This window comes from Novipirellula artificiosorum, assembly GCF_007860135.1.
Classification (GTDB): Bacteria; Planctomycetota; Planctomycetia; order Pirellulales; family Pirellulaceae; genus Novipirellula_A; species Novipirellula_A artificiosorum.
This window is the reverse complement of record NZ_SJPV01000002.1, coordinates 490,203-510,211: the sequence shown is the minus strand read 5'-3', so window position 1 is coordinate 510,211 and position 20,009 is coordinate 490,203. Positions and strand designations below refer to the sequence as shown.

19 protein-coding genes are annotated in these 20,009 nt (G+C 55.3%); 11 read left to right on the top strand and 8 right to left on the bottom strand.

The genetic code is table 11. From position 1 onward, the window contains the following. Positions 1-102 precede the first annotated feature (102 nt). Complete coding sequence (locus tag Poly41_RS07745; protein ID WP_146525338.1) at positions 103-651, top strand: hypothetical protein; 549 nt, start codon at positions 103-105, stop codon at positions 649-651. Positions 652-691: 40 nt separating this feature from the next. Here the strand turns inward: Poly41_RS07745 and Poly41_RS07740 are convergent, their stop codons facing one another. The 3 genes from Poly41_RS07740 to Poly41_RS07730 all read right to left on the bottom strand — a co-directional run bounded on the left by Poly41_RS07740 (position 692) and on the right by Poly41_RS07730 (position 2,712). After that, positions 692-1,492, bottom strand: coding sequence for a class I SAM-dependent methyltransferase (locus tag Poly41_RS07740; RefSeq protein WP_146525337.1), 801 nt, complete (start codon positions 1,490-1,492; stop codon positions 692-694). A 173-nt stretch (positions 1,493-1,665) separates the two neighbouring features. Further along, positions 1,666-2,232, bottom strand: a complete 567-nt coding sequence (locus Poly41_RS07735; RefSeq protein WP_231615500.1) for a DinB family protein — start codon at positions 2,230-2,232, stop codon at positions 1,666-1,668. 36 nt (positions 2,233-2,268) lie between these two features. After that, on the bottom strand, positions 2,269-2,712 hold the full coding sequence (locus Poly41_RS07730) for a hypothetical protein (RefSeq protein WP_231615499.1): 444 nt from the start codon (positions 2,710-2,712) through the stop codon (positions 2,269-2,271). A 367-nt stretch (positions 2,713-3,079) separates the two neighbouring features. Here Poly41_RS07730 and Poly41_RS07725 point away from each other — a divergent pair, with 367 nt between their 5' ends. The 5 genes from Poly41_RS07725 to Poly41_RS07705 all read left to right on the top strand — a co-directional run bounded on the left by Poly41_RS07725 (position 3,080) and on the right by Poly41_RS07705 (position 9,858). Next, positions 3,080-5,131: a biotin/lipoyl-binding protein gene (locus Poly41_RS07725; protein WP_146525336.1), complete on the top strand. Its 2,052-nt coding sequence runs from the start codon at positions 3,080-3,082 to the stop codon at positions 5,129-5,131. A gap of 74 nt (positions 5,132-5,205) precedes the next feature. Further along, entirely contained in the window at positions 5,206-6,153 is a 948-nt protein-coding gene (locus Poly41_RS07720) for an efflux RND transporter periplasmic adaptor subunit (protein ID WP_231615498.1), read from the top strand. A gap of 133 nt (positions 6,154-6,286) precedes the next feature. Continuing rightward, the gene (locus tag Poly41_RS07715) at positions 6,287-8,524 is read left to right on the top strand and encodes a hemolysin D (protein WP_315853729.1); all 2,238 of its coding nucleotides are present in this window, start codon (positions 6,287-6,289) and stop codon (positions 8,522-8,524) included. 259 nt (positions 8,525-8,783) lie between these two features. Beyond that, positions 8,784-9,176, top strand: a complete 393-nt coding sequence (locus Poly41_RS07710) for a DUF3467 domain-containing protein (protein WP_146525335.1) — start codon at positions 8,784-8,786, stop codon at positions 9,174-9,176. A gap of 97 nt (positions 9,177-9,273) precedes the next feature. Next, positions 9,274-9,858, top strand: a complete 585-nt coding sequence (locus tag Poly41_RS07705) for an LURP-one-related/scramblase family protein (protein ID WP_231615497.1) — start codon at positions 9,274-9,276, stop codon at positions 9,856-9,858. Here Poly41_RS07705 and Poly41_RS07700 read toward each other — a convergent pair. After that, on the bottom strand, positions 9,855-12,026 hold the full coding sequence (locus tag Poly41_RS07700; RefSeq protein WP_146525333.1) for a Tex family protein: 2,172 nt from the start codon (positions 12,024-12,026) through the stop codon (positions 9,855-9,857). The genes Poly41_RS07705 and Poly41_RS07700 overlap by 4 nt on opposite strands. Positions 12,027-12,154: 128 nt before the next feature. Here Poly41_RS07700 and Poly41_RS07695 point away from each other — a divergent pair, with 128 nt between their 5' ends. Then, a complete protein-coding gene (locus Poly41_RS07695) occupies positions 12,155-13,246 on the top strand; it encodes a linear amide C-N hydrolase (RefSeq protein ID WP_146525332.1) in 1,092 nt (363 codons plus the stop codon). Here Poly41_RS07695 and Poly41_RS07690 read toward each other — a convergent pair. Continuing rightward, positions 13,198-14,328, bottom strand: a complete 1,131-nt coding sequence (locus Poly41_RS07690) for a glycosyltransferase (RefSeq protein WP_146525331.1) — start codon at positions 14,326-14,328, stop codon at positions 13,198-13,200. The two genes, Poly41_RS07695 and Poly41_RS07690, sit on opposite strands and share 49 nt — an antisense overlap. Before the next feature lie 2 nt (positions 14,329-14,330). Continuing rightward, positions 14,331-15,032: an RsmE family RNA methyltransferase gene (locus Poly41_RS07685; RefSeq protein WP_146525330.1), complete on the bottom strand. Its 702-nt coding sequence runs from the start codon at positions 15,030-15,032 to the stop codon at positions 14,331-14,333. A 120-nt stretch (positions 15,033-15,152) separates the two neighbouring features. On the opposite strand from Poly41_RS07685, the gene Poly41_RS07680 reads away from it, so the two are divergent. Continuing rightward, positions 15,153-15,929 carry a hypothetical protein gene (locus Poly41_RS07680; RefSeq protein WP_146525329.1) on the top strand — a complete coding sequence of 259 codons (777 nt, stop codon included), beginning with the start codon at positions 15,153-15,155 and terminating at the stop codon, positions 15,927-15,929. Positions 15,930-15,967: 38 nt separating this feature from the next. Here the strand turns inward: Poly41_RS07680 and Poly41_RS07675 are convergent, their stop codons facing one another. Beyond that, positions 15,968-16,216, bottom strand: a complete 249-nt coding sequence (locus tag Poly41_RS07675; protein WP_146525328.1) for a (2Fe-2S)-binding protein — start codon at positions 16,214-16,216, stop codon at positions 15,968-15,970. Further along, the gene (locus Poly41_RS07670; RefSeq protein WP_146525327.1) at positions 16,206-17,384 is read right to left on the bottom strand and encodes a M20/M25/M40 family metallo-hydrolase; all 1,179 of its coding nucleotides are present in this window, start codon (positions 17,382-17,384) and stop codon (positions 16,206-16,208) included. The genes Poly41_RS07675 and Poly41_RS07670 overlap by 11 nt, the downstream gene beginning before the upstream one ends. Positions 17,385-17,639: 255 nt before the next feature. On the opposite strand from Poly41_RS07670, the gene rlmN reads away from it, so the two are divergent. The 3 genes from rlmN to Poly41_RS07655 all read left to right on the top strand — a co-directional run bounded on the left by rlmN (position 17,640) and on the right by Poly41_RS07655 (position 20,004). After that, complete coding sequence (rlmN, locus tag Poly41_RS07665; protein WP_261344889.1) at positions 17,640-18,740, top strand: 23S rRNA (adenine(2503)-C(2))-methyltransferase RlmN; 1,101 nt, start codon at positions 17,640-17,642, stop codon at positions 18,738-18,740. A 202-nt stretch (positions 18,741-18,942) separates the two neighbouring features. Then, positions 18,943-19,212: a hypothetical protein gene (locus Poly41_RS07660; RefSeq protein ID WP_146525325.1), complete on the top strand. Its 270-nt coding sequence runs from the start codon at positions 18,943-18,945 to the stop codon at positions 19,210-19,212. 48 nt (positions 19,213-19,260) lie between these two features. Continuing rightward, on the top strand, positions 19,261-20,004 hold the full coding sequence (locus Poly41_RS07655; protein WP_146525324.1) for a glycine zipper domain-containing protein: 744 nt from the start codon (positions 19,261-19,263) through the stop codon (positions 20,002-20,004). Positions 20,005-20,009 lie beyond the last annotated feature (5 nt).

Here is a 20,009-nt window from a genome sequence, read left to right as displayed (position 1 = left end):
CGGCATTGGGTTGGCGGTGGCGCCGTTTGCACAGATTGATTCTAGTCACCCGCCCACTTTGGTCCACCCACTTCCTCTTCAAAACTTCATCATTTGATTCCAATGTACCAACTTCCCTGTCCCCACTGCGATGCTGTCCTTGATGTCTCTCCCTCTCGAGCGGGTGAGCAGCGGACCTGTCCATCATGCCACCAATCGGTACAGATCCCCAAGCTCGGAGAGCTGAGGCAATTGCCCGAGGTCAACACCGACGCGGCCGACGTTGGCATCGCCACGCACTATGACGAAACCGGATTGGCACCCCGGATGGGAATGGTGGTTTTGGGGCTGATCGCGACCGCAGCGTTGTTGACCGCCGGATACTGCGGCATTCGCTGGGCTTTGGTCGACGTTCCCTACTCAACCGAAACGCATTTAGCGGAGGTTCACGAAAAGTACCCGAAGCTGAAAGCGGCTGAGCTGATTCGCGAATATGAACAAATGGAAGACCTCGGACTCGATCTTCCCAACCCCTATCCCTACAAGTTGCAGGAGCTGGAAAAGAGGGGCTGGGGGCGAAATGCGGCGATCGCTGCGGCGATCTCTTTTTTTTCTACCCTCGGCGCGTTTTTTCTGGGTACGTCTGGACGATCACGCCCCAAAGACGCTTAGAAGACACTTGGGCGACTAGACATCCCCCCCGCTGGAGTCTCTATTTCTTGCGGCGTAGGATGTAGACCACATCTTCCGTCGTCGCATCCACATCAATCGGGTCGGTCATGTCGTAACCAAAGTCATACGTGGCGATCGCTTCCCAACACTCGGCGGAGGCAATCAAGCGGTTCATTTGCTTGGGTGTGTAGCTCCTCAGCACCAACTCATCAACAATCCGGACGCTGCCGGTCGGTCGGTGGACGTCAAAGCGAATCCCAAAACGCTCCAGACGAGTCTTTGTGTTGCGGTCCTCGGTCCACATATGGGTGTTGATGGAAAGATGACCGCGACGGGCTGACCATGATTCGGTTTCGCTCGGCTCGACTGCGGTGGGCGTCAAATGGACACCCAGCAAGTAAAGTCCGCCGGGTCGGACGACTTTGCCTAAGCATTGCAAGTGACCGCGAGCTTCCCGTTCGCTGCAAAGATGCCGAAAGCTGTTAATCGTATTGAAGGCCAAGTCGCATTTCCACGGCACGCTGAAATCGGCCATGTCACCAACAAATGCGGACTCATGAAACCCGTGGCGACGCAACCGATCGTTGCAAAATGTCACCGCTTTCGGATTCAAGTCCAAACCGTCGACTTGGTATCCCTTCTTCGCAAGCGAATGGATCAAACGCCCCGTTCCACAGGCCGGCTCAAACAGTCGCTTGGGTGGGCGGTCCATCCACTGCTCGCCACACGCTTGAATGAAGCTGACCTCGGCGGCGCAGTCCGCGCCGAAGACCAAGTCGTAGTACTTGGGATGGTCGTAAATGGATTCATTGATGGTTTCGACATCAGGCGGCTGCGACACAGTGGTCTCCGATTCGGTATTGCTTGCAAAAAAAGGGGGGCTTCAGTTCAGCCCCTGGGCGGACGAAAAAAGCACAGGTCATATCACCTGGGCAGCTCGCTTTCGTTTGGATTCAAAAAACGGAATGGAAAACTGCGGAATGCATCTTCATCTCCCAGCCCATTTTGCTCGCCTTAACGAACCGGCGGCAGACCATGGGCTCGACGCAGGACACCGAGTTGGCCTGCGTGAATTCCTTCGTGGATGGGGCAAAACAGAATCGCTCCGAGCTTGAAGGGAAATGCGGCATAGGGCATGTCCACCGGTTGAAGCAGCACGGCGGGATCGAGTCCTGCGAGTACCTGCAGCGACTGCTGATGGACCTTCGCCAATCGCTCCAACAATTCGTCGGGTGTACTCTGGGCCGAAGGGTTGGGATTCGGTGTCGACTCACGGCCATAGGCCTTACGGAATTTTCCAGGAATCAAATCCAAGTCGTCGGGGTCGCGGCCACGCATTCGAAACATCAGCAGTCCATATTGGCTGACGGTTAAATGGCCAACTTGCCAGGCGACATGGGTGGGCAGTCCCGCGGGAATCGTGTACCAAAACTCGCGTGGTGTGTTTTCGAGAAGTTCGAGGGTGTAGTCGCGAGCGAATCGAATCTGCCCAATTGCACTGCGGAGCATGATCGCTGCGTCTGCGATCGACGGAGCGCTTGCCTGAGGATTTGCGGCCGGTTCGGGGGGGGGACTATTCATGCGGGGATCATAGCACGAAAACAGTCCACCGATCCATCAGCCCGCCGCTTTCTTACCGTCGCGTGCTTTTTTTCGCGTCGGCTTGGCCACCAAGCGGATTTCCGGCATCACCGCTCGCCCGCCGTGAAACGTGCGGCGGCGCTCAATCGTGTGATCGAACACGAATGCTCCCTGTTCGATCCCCGTTCTGGGCGAGACACGCAAGATCGCTGGGTGGCCACACTCACTGCACTGCACGCGAAACCCATGGCTATCCAATAGCGAATGGATCGATGCGACCATTTGCTGGTTTTGCGAGAGCGACCCGAACGATTGGCCCGCCAGCGTCTGCAGATGGCTTTGGATTGTCAATCGGATCGACCGCTGAAGTCGGTGAAGCTCTCGCTCCAATTCAACGATCGCCAAGCCACCTGGCTCTGCCGGTTCGCACTCCTGTTCGGCGCGAGTGGGCTTCGGGCGAGTGGAACCGGGATCAATCATCAAAACCTTTTCGAGTGCGTTGGCCTTGCTGAGTTGCCGTCGGTGACGCGACGCCCAGGAAGGCCCTGCATTGACATGGCGAGGTGGAACGATGTCCACATCTGGGAATTTGCGGAGCGAATTTTCTCAGCTCTCTAGACGAGTTTATACAAATTGTATAAACTGTCCAGACAGGAAAGCACAGTTTGCGGCCGCTTCCCCCCCGAACAGCACAACCGGCCATTCGGTTTAAGCGGTAAAGTCCAGCGAAGGATGCGATGTTTCTCTCTGAACCGCCCGAGTCAACATGGCGGCGAGAGGCAGGATTTACTACTGTCGAACAACCTGTCGTCACCCAACATCCCCTCGTTAGCTTCAAAGAACGCCAATGTCGGTCAACCAGCAAACCGTTGAAGATACCAAGGCACAAATCCGAGCTTTGGTCAACGAAATCGCTGCACTCGCCAAATCGGGTGCCACGGCGGATGAGTTTTATCCCGAGCTTTTGTCGCGGATCATCACCGCTTTGGCCGCTGCCGGTGGTGCGATTTGGCTGTTGGACGAAGATCGTCAACTGCGACTGCAGTACCAAATCAACGCCGAGCCTTCGATTTTGGCGGACGACAGTGATGATGCGACCCGCCACACTCGGTTGATCCAACGGGTCGCAAATACCGGCCAATCATTAATCGTCCCCCCCTATTCCGGAACGACCGACGGCGAAGCCGAAGGCAATCCGACACGTTACTTGTTGGTCCTCGGGGCTCTCAAGCACGACGAGCAGCAAGACGGATTGATCGAAGTGTTCCAGCGGCCCGACACGGCGCCGGACACCCAGCGAGGTTACCTGCGTTTCTTGCAGCAGATGTGTGAACTGGCCGCGGATTGGCTGCGGGGCCAAAAACTGCAAAAGCTGGGCGACCGACAGACGCTCTGGCAACAGGCAGACTCCTTCGCTCGTGCCTCACACGAATCGCTCGATTTAATGGAAACGGCTCACATCGTTGCCAATGAGGGCCGGCGCTTGATCGGTTGCGACCGAGTGAGCGTTGCGATCAAGAAGGGCCGCAAATGCACGGTCAAGGCGATCAGTGGCCAAGACACGATCGAAAACCGATCGAACATCGTGACGGCACTGAACAAGTTAGCGACGCGGGTCTGTGCGGCAGGTGAACCGCTTTGGCACGATGGGTCGACGGAGGATTTGCCGCCGCAAATCGAAGAGGCGCTCGAAGACTACGTCGATCAATCGTATGGTCGAAACATTGCCGTGTTGCCGCTTCGCGAGCCACAGCGGAAATTGGGTGCAGAACAAGACACCGGAGCTGCGGGAGAGATTGACCGCGACAACGCTCATCGCGGCGAAGTCATCGGTGCATTGATCGTGGAGCAGATCGAGAGCAACCTTCCTGCAGATGTTTTTCATGCTCGCTGTGACTTGGTGTACGAACATGGTACCCGGGCGATCGCGAATTCAATGACTCACAGCAATCTATTCCTGATGCCCGTTTGGCGCGCCTTGGGTCGAGCGACATGGGTGCTCCGAGCGAGAACGTTGCCGAAGACGATTGGAGTTCTGGGCCTGATCACCGCGGTGGTTCTCGGGCTGATCTTTTTCAAGAAAGATTTCAACTTGGAGGCCGATGGTACATTGACGCCCGTGGTTCGCCGCGAAATTTTTGCTCCGATCGATGGCGAGGTGATCGAAGTGATTGCGGATCACAACCGTCCCGTCAAAGCTGGCGAAACCCTGCTGGTGCTACGCAACCGAGACTTGGAGATTCAAGTCGCAGATCTGGAGGGTCAGGCTCAAACGACGCTTGCAGAGAAAGCCCGGGTGCTTGGCCAATTGACACAGTCGCGAAAGCTTGAGCCGGCTGACATGCGAGCATTGCAGGGAGAACTCAATGAACTTGAAACCAAACAGACGGTATTGAAGGCCAAACGAGAACTGTTGCGGGAACGCGAGCAACAACTCATTGTGAGGTCTCCCATCGATGGGGTCGTCACCTCGTGGGATGTAGAAAAGATGCTTCGCAGTCGCCCGATTTCTACGGGGCAAGTCTTGCTCGAGGTGGCCGATTTGAGCGAACCCTTGTATTTGAAGTTGGAACTTCCTGAGAAACGTGAAGGGCACCTTGACGAGTACGTGATCCAACAGAAAGCGACGGAGTTGGATGTCAGTTACATTCTGAAGACCGACCCCGATGTGACATTGGCCGCGAAATTGCCGGTAGCGGATATTTCCGCTCGAGCCGAACCGAACGAAGAGCATGGTGCGGTGATTTTGATGGAAGCGTATCCGGAACAGGCGGAGCTTCGCGAATTGCTGCCTCGCCCCGGTGCCAAGGTGATCGCCAAAGTTTATTGCGGACGCCGAGCCAGTGGGTTTGTGTTCTTCCACGAGATCTATGAATGGTGCTGCAAGTTCTTTTTCTGATGGACGCACTGAGTTTCCTCCTCCACTTCTCTACTTCCAAGCACATCATTTCCAAAATACCGGAGTCCTTTTCGATGAAATCATTTGCTCTCAGCACGCTGGCGATGGTCGTCATGACTTCGCTTGCGATGGCTCAGCAGATCCAGCCTTCCCCTGGTCTCTCAAGCGTTCCGTCTGCTGACCTCTCGGCCGAGCCGATCAAGCCGGGCGAAATCCGCGCAGAGAACTGCATCGTCATCGTCATCAATACCGTCAATGTCCCTGCGGAGGTGGATGGCAAATTGATGGAGTTGAAGTTCAAGGAAGGAGCGACCGTTGCGGCGGGGGATCTGATGGCGGTCATTGACGATTCCCAGGCACGATTAGCCGTTGAGCTGAAGAAAGCGGAAGAGAAAGAGGCCGAGATCAAAGCGTTGAACGATGTTCAGATGCGGGACGCCCGCAACAGCGAGAAATTGGCGAGCGCCGAATTGAAAGCGTTTGAGAATTTGCGAGCCGAGGGAGCGATTCCCTACTGGGAACTCGAAAAGAAACGGTTGGAAGCCAACCGTGGCAAGTTGAAGATCGAGCTTTCTCAACAGGATATGGACATTGCGAAAGTCCAATACCTCGTCAAGAAAACCGAGCGGGAGATGGCGGAAGCGGAACTGAAGAAACGTCAAATTACCGCGCCGTTCGGGGGCTTTATCGAAACACGAATCGCCCAACTCGGCAGCTGGGTGCAAGCGGGCACCCCGATCGCGACCTTGGTCCAACTCGACAAGTTGCGGGTTCAAGGCGTGATCAACGGATTGCGTTACCCCGAAGTCCGAAGGGGGATGCCCGTAGAGGTGTTTGTCAGTGCGGAAACGGACACCAAGAAAGCTCTGTCGTTCCAAGGCACCATTGATTTTGTTAGTAGCGAGATGGATTTGCGGCATCAGTACCGCGTTTGGGTCGAGATTGAGAACCAACAACAGGGCGAAGATTGGATCGTCAAACCCGGAATGCGAGCCGAGATCATCGTCAAGCCAAACCGGTAATCGAACGTTGTGGTTCCAGCTTTAAGTTGTCAGCGAATCATTCGATGATTTGAAAACCCTCGCAGCCGCGAGGCTGAACGTTTACTTTCCCGTAGCAGCCGCAAGGCTGTACTCTAACGTCTTCCTCTGTTTTATGCCTAGTCTTGCTGAATCACTCGTTAGCAGTTCATCGCGTGCGCTGACGGTGCGCAAACGACCGGACCTAACGGCCAGCCGGCATCGCTATCAAGGCACCGGTTACTGGGTCGTCAAGGAACCGGTCGGGCTGCAGTATTTTCGTTTTCATGACGAGGAGTACTACATTCTCAACATGCTCGATGGGCACGTCAGTCTGCAGCAGATCAAAGACGGATTCGAACAACGGTTTGCACCCCAGAAGATTACGTTCGGTGACTTGCAACAATTCATTGGCATGCTGCACCGTAGCGGTTTAGTGATCAGCAACTCGCCAGGCCAAGGCAAAGCGCTTCGCGAACGTGGCCGGACGAAGAAGAACAAGGAGATGTTGGGCAAGGTGTCCAATGTTTTCGCCCTGCGGATGCGTGGCGTTGACCCCGAAAAGGTCCTCAACGCGATTTTGCCTTGGTTCGGATGGTTGTTTACCATACCGGCCTTGTTGTTCTTCATTGGGCTGTGCATCTCGGCTTCGCTGCTGCTTGCCAGCCAATACGATACGGTCTATGCGAAACTACCCACGTTCCAACAATTCTTTGCAGCCGATCGCTGGTTGATCTTGGCGGTGACGATGGCGATCGTGAAGGTGCTGCATGAATTCGGGCACGGGCTGAGTTGCAAGAAATTTGGTGGCGAGTGCCACGAGATCGGCTTCATGTTGCTGGTCTTCACGCCTTGCTTGTATTGCAATGTTTCCGATTCATGGATGCTGCCCAACAAATGGAAGCGGGTCTGGATTGGTGCCGGCGGCATCTACGTCGAAATGATTTTGGCATCCATTGCTGCCTTTGTCTGGTGGTTTTCTGAACAAGGAACCACGATCAATGACCTGTGCTTGAACATGATGTTTTTGAACGTTGTCAGCACGCTGTTGGTCAACGGGAACCCGCTGCTGCGTTTTGACGGGTATTACATCCTGATGGATGCACTCGAGATTCCCAACCTTCGGCAAAAGAGCACCGAAGTGTTGAAGCGATGGTTCCAAGAAACCTGTCTTGGTTTGGAGCTTCAAGACGATCCGTTCATGCCCACGCGAGGCAAATTGTGGTTCGGTATGTTCACGGTCGCCAGTGTGATTTATCGCTGGGTCGTGGTGTTTTCGATTTGTTGGTTCGTGATCAAAGTGCTTGAACCGTATGGGCTTCAAGCGATCGGCCGCATGGTAGCGGTCGTTGGATTCTTTGGCTTGGTCGCTCAGCCGATCATCCAAACATGGAAATTCTGTCGTACTCCTGGGAGATTATCAAAAGTGAAACGAGGCCGCCTTCTGGCAACGCTGGCGATTGCGGGAGCCATCCTGGCCGGTGTCGTCTACATCCCTTTCCCTCACCACATTGATTGTGCATTCGAGATCCGGCCGAGCAAAGCAGGTGCGGTTTACGCCGGTTCGCCTGGCCAAATTGAATGGACCGTCGAGCCTGGGACCTACGTCCAAGAGGACGAAAAAATCGCCGAGCTCGTGAATCCGGATCTCGAGATCCGCTTGGCGGATTTGAAGGGCGAAGAGCAAGTCGCCATGGTGAAACTGGATTACATGTCGATACGGAGTAATGAAGATAAAGCAGTGATCCCACAAATTGAAACTCAGGTGGAACTTCTTGATTCCATCCGAGATCTAAAGGCGAAGACACAAGACGAACTGGATCGTTTGGTCGTCAAAGCCAAGCAAACGGGATTTGTGATGCCACCACCGCTCAAGAAACCACAAGACGCTGGTGATGGACGGTTGCCCGGATGGTCCGGTACACCCCTCGATGAAGAAAACCGTGGAGCGATGTTGACGGCAGACGATTTGATTTGCGAAATAGGCAACCCCGATGAATTTGAAGCGGTGCTGGTGATCGATCAGGGCGACGTCCAGTTGGTTCGCGAAGGCCAGACGGTTGATATGAAACTCGATTCGAGGCGGTTGGAGACGTTTAGTGGCGTGATCTTAGAGAAGTCCAATGAACCCCTGAAATCAGCGTCCACTTCGATGGCCAGCCAAACCGGTGGCGACTTGCAAACTGAAATTGATCCACGAACCGGAGCGATCAAACCAAGAAGTGTTTCCTACCAAGCTCGAGTGCCGTTGGACCCAAGTACGTTGCCGTTCCGGCCCGGTTATCGTGGCAGCGCCAAAGTCCATGTTGACCCCATGTCGTTGGGGCAAAGGTTATGGCGAGTGATTGCCAAGACGTTGAATTTCGAGTTCTAAACTGCGCATCTTTCGTCGTTTAACATTTGCAGGAATCAACCGCAGAATTTTTGTATTGAACATCGCTGTCTCACGTTGCAGCGGCTCGAGTGATTGTTAGGATTGATACCTTAATGGACACCTCAAGCTGTCTGGAATGATCGTGCAATTCGGGCGGCACTCGTAGAGACACGTTTCCTTTAGCCCCACCCTCGCTTTCGAACCTTTTTAAGCTCGAGAGTATTTCGAACCTTCTCATTTTTTCGGAGAGAATTTACAGATGGCAGACGACACCAAGACGACCGACGCAGCAAAGCCCGAAGTGGCTGCGAGTCCCGCCGAAGCCGCGCAGACTCCACCACAGCAACCGGTTCAGGTTCAAGTGAATGATGACAACGCGATGGCGACCTACGCTAATTTTTGTCGTGTCACTGGATCGCCGGAAGAATTGATCGTCGATTTCGGCTTGAACCCACAACCGATTGGCGTCCCGAAGGATCCGATCCAAGTCAAGCAACGTATCATCGTGAACTTTTTCACTGCGAAACGTTTGCTGGCTGCTTTGCAAATGTCGGTCGCTCGTCACGAGTCGGTGTTCGGCGTTTTGGAAACCGATATCAACAAGCGAGTTCGCCCCGGCCTTCAGCAGCAACAAGCGCCACAAAAGAGCTAACAACCTGTTGCTCTGTGCATCGGCTACACTTAGCCGCGTCGCCTTCTTGGGTAACGCGGCTTTTTTTATGCACCTCTCACATCTCGGTCGTCTCCTCATGCAGTACCCCATCGAACTTCGTTTCAAGCTATTGACCTTTGGCCAGCGGATCACAGCCACCGATGGCTCGGGAAACGTCTTGATGTTCATCAAACAAAAGATGTTCAAGTTGAAAGAGAAGGTTCAGATCTACAGCGATGAGAACCAGAGTCGTGAGATCTTTCAGATTGCATCGGACCGAGTGATTGACTTTTCGGCCAATTATCATTTCACGGATGCTCAAGGAAACGATTGGGGCGCAGTTCGCCGCAAAGGGATGCGGTCGTTGTGGTCAGCCCATTACGACATCATGCAAGACAACGCGGTCGACATGACGATCAGCGAAGAGAGCCCCATGAAGAAGGTGTTGGAAAGCATTCTTGGTGAAATCCCGGTCATCGGATTCGTCGCAGCGTTGCTGCTCAACCCCAGCTACATCGTGCGCCGGCCGGACGGCACCGAGTTGCTGCGGTTGACTAAAAAGCCGGCCGTTTTCGAGGGCAAGTTTATCTTAGAGAAACTCAACGAGATGCCCGAGGACGACGAGCTCCGCTCATTACTCGCTTTGATCATGATGGTCCTACTCGAGCGAGGGCGTGGCTAGAACTTTCGCGTGACCGAAATGCGTTTGCGTGGTAGGTCGATTTCCATCACTTTGACTTTGACACAATCGCCAACGGAGACCACTTCATTGGGATCCTTGACGAAGTGGTTGGCTAATTGCGAAACATGAATCAGTCCGTCTTGGTGGACGCCAATGTCAACGAACGCTCCGAAGTGAGTCACGTTGGTGATGACCCCTTCGAGTACCATGCCGGTACGGAGATCTTCCATCGAGTTGACGTTGTCGTCAAACTTGACCGCACGGAATTCGCTTCGTGGGTCGCGCCCCGGTTTGGCGAGTTCCGCGATGATGTCGACAATCGTTGGAATGCCGAATTGATCGTCGACAAACTCTTCGGCTTTCAATTTCTGGCTGAGCGTGGCGTTGCCGACTAACGACTTGGAATCGGCGCCGAGCTTTTTGGCCATCCGGCTAACCAATGTGTAGCTTTCCGGATGGACGGCGGAATTGTCCAAGGGTTGGTCACCATCACGTATCCGTAAGAAACCAGCGGCTTGTTCAAACGCTTTCTTACCAAGCTTGGGAACTTTGGTGAGTTCTTTGCGACTTGAAAAACGACCATGTTCATTGCGGAATTCAACAATTCGCTCGGCGAGTTTCGGACCAATGCCGGCCACATGGGATAGCAGCGGTACACTTGCCATATTCAAATCCACACCCACGTGGTTGACGCACGATTCGACCGTACGTTCGAGGCATTTGCGTAGCTGTGTCTGGTTGACGTCGTGTTGGTATTGTCCGACACCGATCGATTTTGGATCGGTCTTGACCAATTCCGCCAGCGGGTCTTGCAATCGACGCGCGATGCTGATGGCACCACGCACGGTAATGTCTAAATCGGGGAACTCCTTCGCGGCCAGTTCGCTGGCGGAATAGATCGAAGCGCCCGATTCGCTGACCATCACTCGGGTGACCTCAAGCTTGTGCTGGCGGACAAGATCTGCCACAAACGCATCGGTTTCTCGCGAAGCCGTCCCATTGCCGATGGCAACCAATTCGACGTTGTGTTGCTTGATCAATTCGAGCAATTCTTTCCCGGCTGTGACCGTGTCACTTTTCGGCGGCGTTGGATAGATGGTCGTGTTCGTCAAGAATTTTCCCGTGCCATCAACGATGGCCACCTTGCATCCGGTACGAAAGCCGGGGTCGATGCCCATCGTGACTCGAGGTCCCGCCGGTGCCGACATCAGTAGCTCGTGGAGGTTCTTGCCAAACACCGCAATCGCTTCTTCGTCCGCTTTTTCCTTCAACGTTTGCAGAACAGACGATTCGGTCGCTGGCATCAAGAGCCGCTGGTAGCAGTCGTCGACCGTCGAGTTGAGCTCCTGATAAAACTCGAATTGGCGGTTCGTAAGCAACTTGGCTTTCAGCTGCGACACCACTTGTGATGGATCCAACTCGACGCCGACTCGCAGGATCCCTTCACTCGCACCGCGAAGCATCGCCAAGAGCCGATGCGATGGGATTTTCTTCACCGCCTCGTGGTGGTCAAGGTACAGCTCAAACTTGCTCGCTTGGTCCTTTTTGCCACGCTTCACTTGTGAGCTGATCTTACCTTCGGAATAAGCTTGGTGTGTCATCCAGGAACGAGTCTCGACATCTTCGGCCCATTGTTCGGCAAGGATATCGAGGGCACCTTGAAGGGCCGTTTCCGTATCGGGAACCTCCTTATTCTTGTCGACAAACGGGGCCAGCGTTTCTTGCTTCGATTGGATCAGAGGTTGCTGTTGGAGGAGCAAATCGGCAAGGGGCTGCAGTCCACGTTCTCGCGCGATCGTCGCTCGCGTCCGCCGCTTGGGTTTGAAAGGTAAGTAGATGGCTTCGAGGGTACGAAGGTCCGTGCAGGCCTCGACTTTTGCTTGCAATTCGGGGGTCAGCAAACCCTGTTCCGAGATCGACTTGAGCACCGTGACCTTGCGAGCCGCCAGCGTGGTTGCTTTTTCCAGTGCATCTTCGATCGCTCGCAAGTCGATTTCATTGAGACCGCCGGTTGCTTCCTTGCGATAGCGAGCGATAAAGGGAATGGTATTTCCTGCATCGAGCAACTCGATTGCCGACTGAACTTGTCGAAGTGGTAAGCCCAATTCGTCGGCAATGCTCTTCGCTGCCGAGTCAGGATCAAAGCCAGGTTGGGTTTTCGTGGTCATCGTGAACAGACGCTGTCAGGGGTAGGAACGGGTCATTGTTGCCAGGAATCCTTGAGGCTGTCAGAATAATGAGGCGGCTCTACGAAGAACAGATACCGTAAGTGGTATCCTTTCCAACAAAGGTGACCATGAATCGTTCCACCTCAACCTTCTTTCGGATCGCAGTGCTTCTCGTCAGCGTGACCGTTTTCGGTTCGGCTGAGACGGCGAACGCATGCACGGTGATGCGATTCTACGTCGACGGCGAGGCGTTGGTTGCTCGCAATCATGATTGGCCGTTTGGCGAAGGCTTGATGGTCGTCAATCATCGAGGCATCGAGAAGACGGCCATTTCGGCTGTCCAACCGACAACATGGGTATCGAAGCACGGGAGTGTGTCGTTTGTGCAGTTCGGTCGCGAGATCCCGTTCGCGGGGATGAATGAAGCCGGCTTGACGGTCGATTTGCTGCAGCTCGGCGAAGCAAGCTTTCCCGCTCCAACGCGAAAAGGATCCAGCGTGAACGTGATCCAGTGGGTGCAGTACCAACTCGATACGGCATCCTCGGTGAAGCAGGTCGTGGCCAGTCTTGAGCATGTCTACCCCCTGCCGATGTTGCCATCGGTTGAACGGGTACACTATTTTGTCACGGACGTGAGTGGTGATGTAGCGGTCATCGAATTCCTCGATGGCAAACCCGTTGTCCAGCACGGCACAGAAACGAGCCCCTGCGCGCTCGCCAATTCGACATGGCAGGTTTCTTGCCAAGCCTACACCAGTGGGCAAGTGAATTCGAATAGCGAACATCGTTACTGCAAGGCGGTCAACCGCGTCGGTAACCTGCCTGAACGAGCAACCACGACCGAGCGAATTGATTACGCGTTTGATTCATTGCGATCGGTATGGCAGCAAGGGTTAACTCAGTGGAACATTGTTTATCAGCCCGGCGAGCGGCGGGTTTGGTTCAAGACACGAGTCGCTTCGCAGCGCCGCTACATCGACCTGGATGATTTGTCGTTTGATGCCGACCAGCCGACCTTGGTGTTGGACATGGACGCCGATTTGAAGGGCGATTTGCAGTTGCAACTGCAGCCGTACACCTCTGGCATGAATCAACGTCTGGTTGATTTTGCCTTCGGTCGCTTGATGCCCGAAGGTTTTGCACGTGTGGCGATCAAGCAATTGGTGTTAAGCTATCCTGAGACGCTGCGAATCGCACCCTCACCGGTTAGCGAGCGATAGAGCGACCTGTAGCGATCGATCATGGTTGGAATGGCAAAATCGTTCCGCATTCGCGTTTGATTTTGAAAACCGATCTGCTCACTCAAATTGCGGTCGTTCAGGAAACGTTCGACCGCATTAGCCATCGCGCCCGAGTCGCCGGGATCAAAGCACTGGCCGTCCGGAGCATGAGCCAATAATTCGCGGGTGCCTTCGACGCTGCTGCATACCACCGGTCGCCCGGACGCCATCGCTTCCATCACGACGTTTGGCATGCCCTCGTAGTGGCTCGGTAGCAACAGCAATCGCGAGGCCTTGATGAACGGGGCCACATCGGTTGTCCATCCCAGACGCTGAATGCGATCGGCGCCAACCGAGCGAATCCAAGCATCCATTTCGTTTTCGAGAGGCCCTTCGCCGATCAGCAGCACCCGGCGATTGGAACCGGCCGGAGCAAGTCGATCGATTTGTTGGCGGATGGTTTCCAATCCTTTTTGCGCATGCATCCGGCCGACAAAAAGAGTGACAATGCTATCCTCGGGCCATCCATGATCTCGCCAATTCGCTGGGGCAGTGGTTGAAAACCGGGTGGTATCGACAGCATTGGGGATCACCGACAAACGGCCCTGATCCGCTGCGAGTTGGCTGGCCGCAAAACGCCGGACGTCTTCGCTGACACAGACAATCTGTTGCATCTGTTTGACCGCAAACCGTTCCAAGCGACAGCGAAGCGGTCTCGCTTCGGCCACGCGTATTCCACCCACACGAACGGCAACGCCCGCCGCTCTTGCCGCCCAGGTCCCGACCACATTCGCATGGTACAGAAAGGTTTGCGCGAGCGCAGGATGAAAGGAGTGCAGCGATTTCCGTAACGAACGTTGAGCTTTGAAAACTTGGAACGTGGAATCGGCGCCACCGTACTCGATCGGCACACGATGTTTTGCAAGCCGGTCAATCAAGATGCATTTTTGTGGATCGGGTCGGCTGCCGATCGAATAGACACGAACGTCGTCGCCACTTTCGGTCAAGCCGATGGCCAGTTCGGTCAGGCAGCGTTCGGCACCACCCGGGTTCAGTTCGGTAATGATCAAGGCAATTCGCATGACTAGTTCAACCACCTTGCTGCGATGACGACGGCTGCGGTTTCAATTCGAAGAATCCGAGCTCCCAGCGTGATGGGGGAATAGCCCTGCGCGAGCGCCACGGCAACTTCTTCGTCAGTCCATCCGCCTTCGGGGCCGACGGCGGCGATGACCGATTCTCGGCCAAGGAGTTGCTCGTGATTCGCGTTGGACGTTGGATGCGCCATCAGTCTTAGGTGGTATTCCTCGTTTGTGCTGGAGAAGAATTCGAGTGCGGTTAGCGTTGGGTTGATTCGCATCAATCGATTGCGTCCCGATTGCTTACACGCTTCGATCACGACCCGTTCCATTTTATCGATCAAGGTAGGCGAAGGCGGTCGCTGAGTGCGGTTCGATACAATCGGTGTGATCGAATGAACCCCGATCTCCGTTAAACGTTCCACAAGTTCACGGCATCGATCTGGCTTGGGAAATGCAATTGCGAGCTGCATTTTGACGCTCGGTTCACGATTGATGGCAACAAGCGGTTCAGATTGGCAATCGCACTCACGACGACTGACTGCCGTGATGACCGCTTCGGTTTCACGTCCCTGGCCGTCAAACAGCGTGATCGCATCGTCAGGTTTCACTCGCATCACGCGAATCGCATGCTGAGCTTCATGGCCCTGCAACACAACGTTGCCGCCAAACTGCGGTAAGCTGGGGCAATAATAACGACGAGTCATCTTAGGCGTTGGGCGAGAGGCAGATTTGGAATGGCTGAAGCGCGGGGCTGATGGAGTACCGAGTCGACGAATGCCGATGATACCTGCTGAGGACAAGCCGAGAAACAAGTAGGACGCACATTGGTTGAATCGAATCGTTATTGGCGTTTGTCCGACACCCCGTTTTCCCCCTGCAGAGCAACTGGGTGCTTCTTGGGAGGGGCACAAAAGTCCTCGCTGGCACGGCTCGCATCGCTGCTCGCCAAGCGAACTCGATGCATTTCCTTGGTCAGCCATTCCGGTTGTGGCACCAGCACCCTGCTTGAGCGGTTGGCACAGTTTCAGGGGCTCGGGGATCTGGCGACGCAGTTTCTGATCACCCAATGCGTGACGGCGATTCATCCCGACCCCATTCTTCGCGAGCTGATCGAGGGTTTAGGGCATGGCACGGTGGGAAAGGACCTCACTCAAACGTTCGAGTCCTTCGTTGAGCGGGCCGGTCAAGACGGTATTCAAACGGTCTGGCTTTCCGACGGATACAGCAGCGGGGTGCTGCGAGTGATGGAGCGTTTTTCTCACCTGCCTACCTTTTCGGCGGTCATCGCAGCTCGGCCTCGTCACAGCGTCCGGTTCCAACAGCACGTTGATCTCGGGGTTCCGGAGGTTCGTCACGCAGCGTTTGATCTCGACGACACTCGCCAGTTTATCGAGCAGTCCCTGTTACGAGTCGACGGTCGATCGGACATTTTTTCCACTGCGGCAATCGGGCGGATTCATGAAATCGGTCAAGGACGTGTCAAGTCGATCATGAGGTTGGCAGCCGATTCACTTGCTGCCGGCGCTCGAGAAGCTGCGAACCAGGTGACGGCACAAATGATTCTTGACGTGAGTGAGCCAGTTCGTCGGGCAACTGCATGAGTCAGCCTGATGGGGGCAATGCGGTTTTCCACGCCACCCTACGGATGTTGTTGTCGGTATTCGATGCGACGACTCGCATAGGCTTCCGCATTGGGCAGCTCAAGCGATTCAGGACGCTCCTGCTGCATCAATTGCTTTAGGTAGGGACGACACCACCCGCAACCGGTGCCCGCGCCAAAGCACTGCGATAATTGGCTCACCCGAGACGGTTTTTCGACGCGAATGTACTGGACGACCTTGCGACGGGAGACGTGAAAACAAATGCACAATTCATCGTCATCTTTCACCTGACGCTCCTTCGGTGATCAGCCACGTTGCGATACGGCATGCATCGAGGTATTCCGGGATACTCAGCCTTTCGTCCACGGTATGGATGTTCTGTTGCCCACATCCAAGCGTGACGGATTCGATACCATGTCGGAACAACCAATTCGCATCGAGTCCACCGTTGGCGATATCGCAGACCGGCTCTCGGCCAACCTGTTTGATCGCGTCACCGGCTGCCTGAATCGAGGGGTGGTCGTCTGGCAGCCGAAAAGCTTCGTAATCGACTTGCGATTCAAACTCGATACGACCTGCCAAGCCGGTATCGGTTGTGACGCTTTGAGCAGCGAGGGTGAATGCCGTTTGGATCTCTTTGACGATTCGCGTTCGCATCGCCGCATCATGGCTGCGGGCTTCAGCGCGGAGTGTCACCTCCGGCGTGATGACATTGGTTGCATCGCCACCGTTGATGATACCAACATTCGCCGTCCCAACGCCTGAGTCCTGTTGTACGTTGCCAAGCCAACCGCGAGCATCGAGATCCGCGATTGCCTTGGCCGCCATGACGATGGCGCTGGCGCCCTGTTCGGGCGCCACGCCGGCGTGTGCAGGAGTGCCAAAGATGCGAATCGACATGCGTTCGCCTCCGATCGCTCCAATCCGAACCTTGTCGGGGGCGCCACCGTCAAAATTGAACGCGCGATCCACATGTCCGATCAGCGAAACGTCCAGATTTCGGGCGCCGTGCAAACCGATCTCTTCTTGGATAAAGAAGGCGATCACGGCGGGCGGGAAGTTTGGGTCTCCCCTTTGAATTCGCTCGATTGCAGCGGTCAAAATCGCGGCACACCCGCTGCGGTCGTCGGCACCGAGCCCCGTCTTGGCGCTGCTACGCACTTGATCGCCATCGACGACGGGTTGGCTGCCAACGCAGATCGGGACGGTGTCCATGTGGGCGGACAACATCGTCACGGGGCCTTGGCCCTTTCCTGGCAAAGTAACGAGTAGGTTGCCGCAATTGCCAGCCAAGTGGGTCCTCGCTTCGGCGCCGTCAAATCGGATCTGCGAATCCGAAAGCCCGGCCTCTTTCAGCATTTCGATCAGCCGCGTTGCCACGGCCCATTCTTCGCCACTGCGACCGGGGATCTCTGCCAGATCCAGAAAACGCTGTAAGGTTTTTTCAGTATCCATCTATTGATTTGATTCCAGAGTGACGCGGGGGACGGCTAATCGAGTGGGATTGCCTTCGAGCGGTCTTCATTCGCTCAAACGGATCAAGCTTGAACTCCAACGGGATCTGTTCATCATCCAGGCTAAGGCTTTCGCCACCCCTGTCTATCCTATTCTTTCGCTTGTTCTGAAAACACCCTAGCGGCCCTCTGCAAACGTTTGCCGTCCGCTAGAATGGTTTGGATCAACTCTTTCTTCTTGTTCGGCGGGCTTGCTTTGGATCTTCCAGTTTTCTCTTCGCCTCAGCCTGTCCCTTCGCTTTCGGCCTCAGGATCGGCGGACTCACGCCAGCATTTGCTTGATTGGGATCTGCAAACGCTGAAGCATTGGATGGTCGAGAAGGGGCAGCCTGCGTTTCGGGCGAAACAGGTCCTGCATTGGGTCTACCAGCGGCGAGCGACGGAGTTTGCCGAAATGACCGACTTGCCCAAGCAACTTCGCGAGGATTTGGCGCTGGCGTTCGTGGTCTATCGCTGTGAACAGGCCGATGGAGTCTGTTCGCCGGACGGAACGGACAAGTTGTTGATTCGATTGTCCGATGGTGGCGAAGTGGAATGTGTGCTGCTCCGCGATGGCAGTCGGCGAAGCATCTGTGTCAGCAGCCAAGTGGGCTGTGCAATGGGGTGTGTCTTTTGTGCCAGTGGGCTTGATGGAGTCGATCGTAATTTGACTCGTGGCGAAATCCTGGAACAAATGTTGCGGTTGCAGGCGCGGTTGGAATCGGACCAGCGGCTCAGCCACATCGTGATGATGGGGATGGGCGAACCGCTTGCCAATCTTGACAGCGTGCTCTCGGCGCTCGAGGTTGCCCGCAGTGCGGAGGGGCTTGGCATTAGCCCGAGACGAGTCACGATCAGCACGGTGGGCTTACCGGCCGCGATCGATCGGCTGTCCCAGGCGGGTGTGCCTTACAATCTGGCAGTCAGTTTACATGCGCCTAATGACGCCCTGCGCAGCCAACTCGTTCCGGTGAACAAAAAGATCGGAATCGATGCGATTCTCGATGCGTCGGACCGGTACTTTGCCGCCAATGGACGTCGGTTGACGTTCGAGTACGTGCTGCTGGGTGGAGTGAACGATTCGGACGAGTGTGCGATGCAGCTTGCTTCTCTGCTTCGCCGGCGGACCGTGATGCTGAACGTGATTCCTTACAATCTGGTTTCGGGGTTGCCCTACAAAACGCCCTCGGCTTCGTCGATCAGCCGCTTCAAAGAGATCTTGATCAACGGTGGCATCAACGTCATGTTTCGGCAGCGCAAAGGCAGCGAGATTGATGCCGCATGCGGTCAGCTGCGCCGAAATCGACGCCCGAAGTAACCCCTGCCACCGTCACACTCGTCAAACTCGAAGTCCAACAGCGGAATTCGTGCAAATCGGCACCCTGAATTCATTCGTTGTTTCTTACCTGATGTGCAAAGTTTGACGTATCGAGGCTTTGTGTCGTTTGGTGCCAGCGCGGGGGCGGTGGTGAGGCAAAGTCTGCCGCTTGCATTCCCCACCTTAGAACTGGATTTCGGCCATGAAACGCTTCGCTGCATTGTCCTTTGCTGTATTCGCTCTCAGTACTTCCGCTATGGCCGGTGGTCCTTTCCCGTTCTTCCGATCTGCCACTCCGCGGTCGGCAAGTTCGGTGAGATCAAGTTACCAACGCAACTCGCAGCAGAGTGTGCGAGGCCTGCATGCAGCCAGTTTGGCGATGTCGGATGAGCAACTGAACAAAGTCTATGGGCCGAGCATTTTGGTTCAAGACGGCAAGACGATCGAAGCCATCCGTGCGTCGAATCCGTAGCATGTTATTTTCCGTCGCGACCGTCCACTTTATGAAGGTGTTTGAACCGTGTTAAAGCAGACTCTGATTTGTGTTCTGGTTGTTGTTGGCATGGTCAACCACGCCCATGCTCAAAACCATCGATATCAACGCCGTGGAGCGATTCTTGGTGGATTGGCTGGTGCCGCCATTGGCGTTGCCATTGGGGACAAGGGGAACAACGAGACTGCAGGTGCGCTGATTGGTGGTGCGGTCGGCGCGATCGCGGGAGGTTCCATTGGAAACGAAAAGGACCACCGGATAGAACATCGTCGCTACCACGCGCCGCAGTACTACCCGACACCTGGGTCGCAGCAGGTTTATCGGTCACCAAGTTACCCGTATGAGGGCCATTTGCATGGCGTACCGGTTGCACCCCAGCCGACGTGGCAGACCAGCCGCCCAGCCGTTCAAGGGGGGGCGTTTCATGGCGACTTCATCGCGGGTCCGCTATCGCCACTGGATGTTGTTTCGATGGTGCGTCATGGCATCGCGGATTCGACCATTGTCGACTCGCTGCGAAATTACGGAGTGACCCGTCCGCTGAGTGTGCGAGACATCATCGGCATGCACGAGCAGGGTGTCTCCGAGAACGTGATCCATGCGATGCAAGTCGCCCCGGTCGGTCATGGCCAAGTCGTCGCGCCGAACGCCGAGTTTTTTCCATCACCCGTTTCGGAAAGCTATCGAGTCCCCACGGCGGATGGGACGACGTACGGTCCGAGCATCCTCGAGTCGTCTCGGAGCCAACCCGCACTCGTTCCCCCTCAATGAGCCCG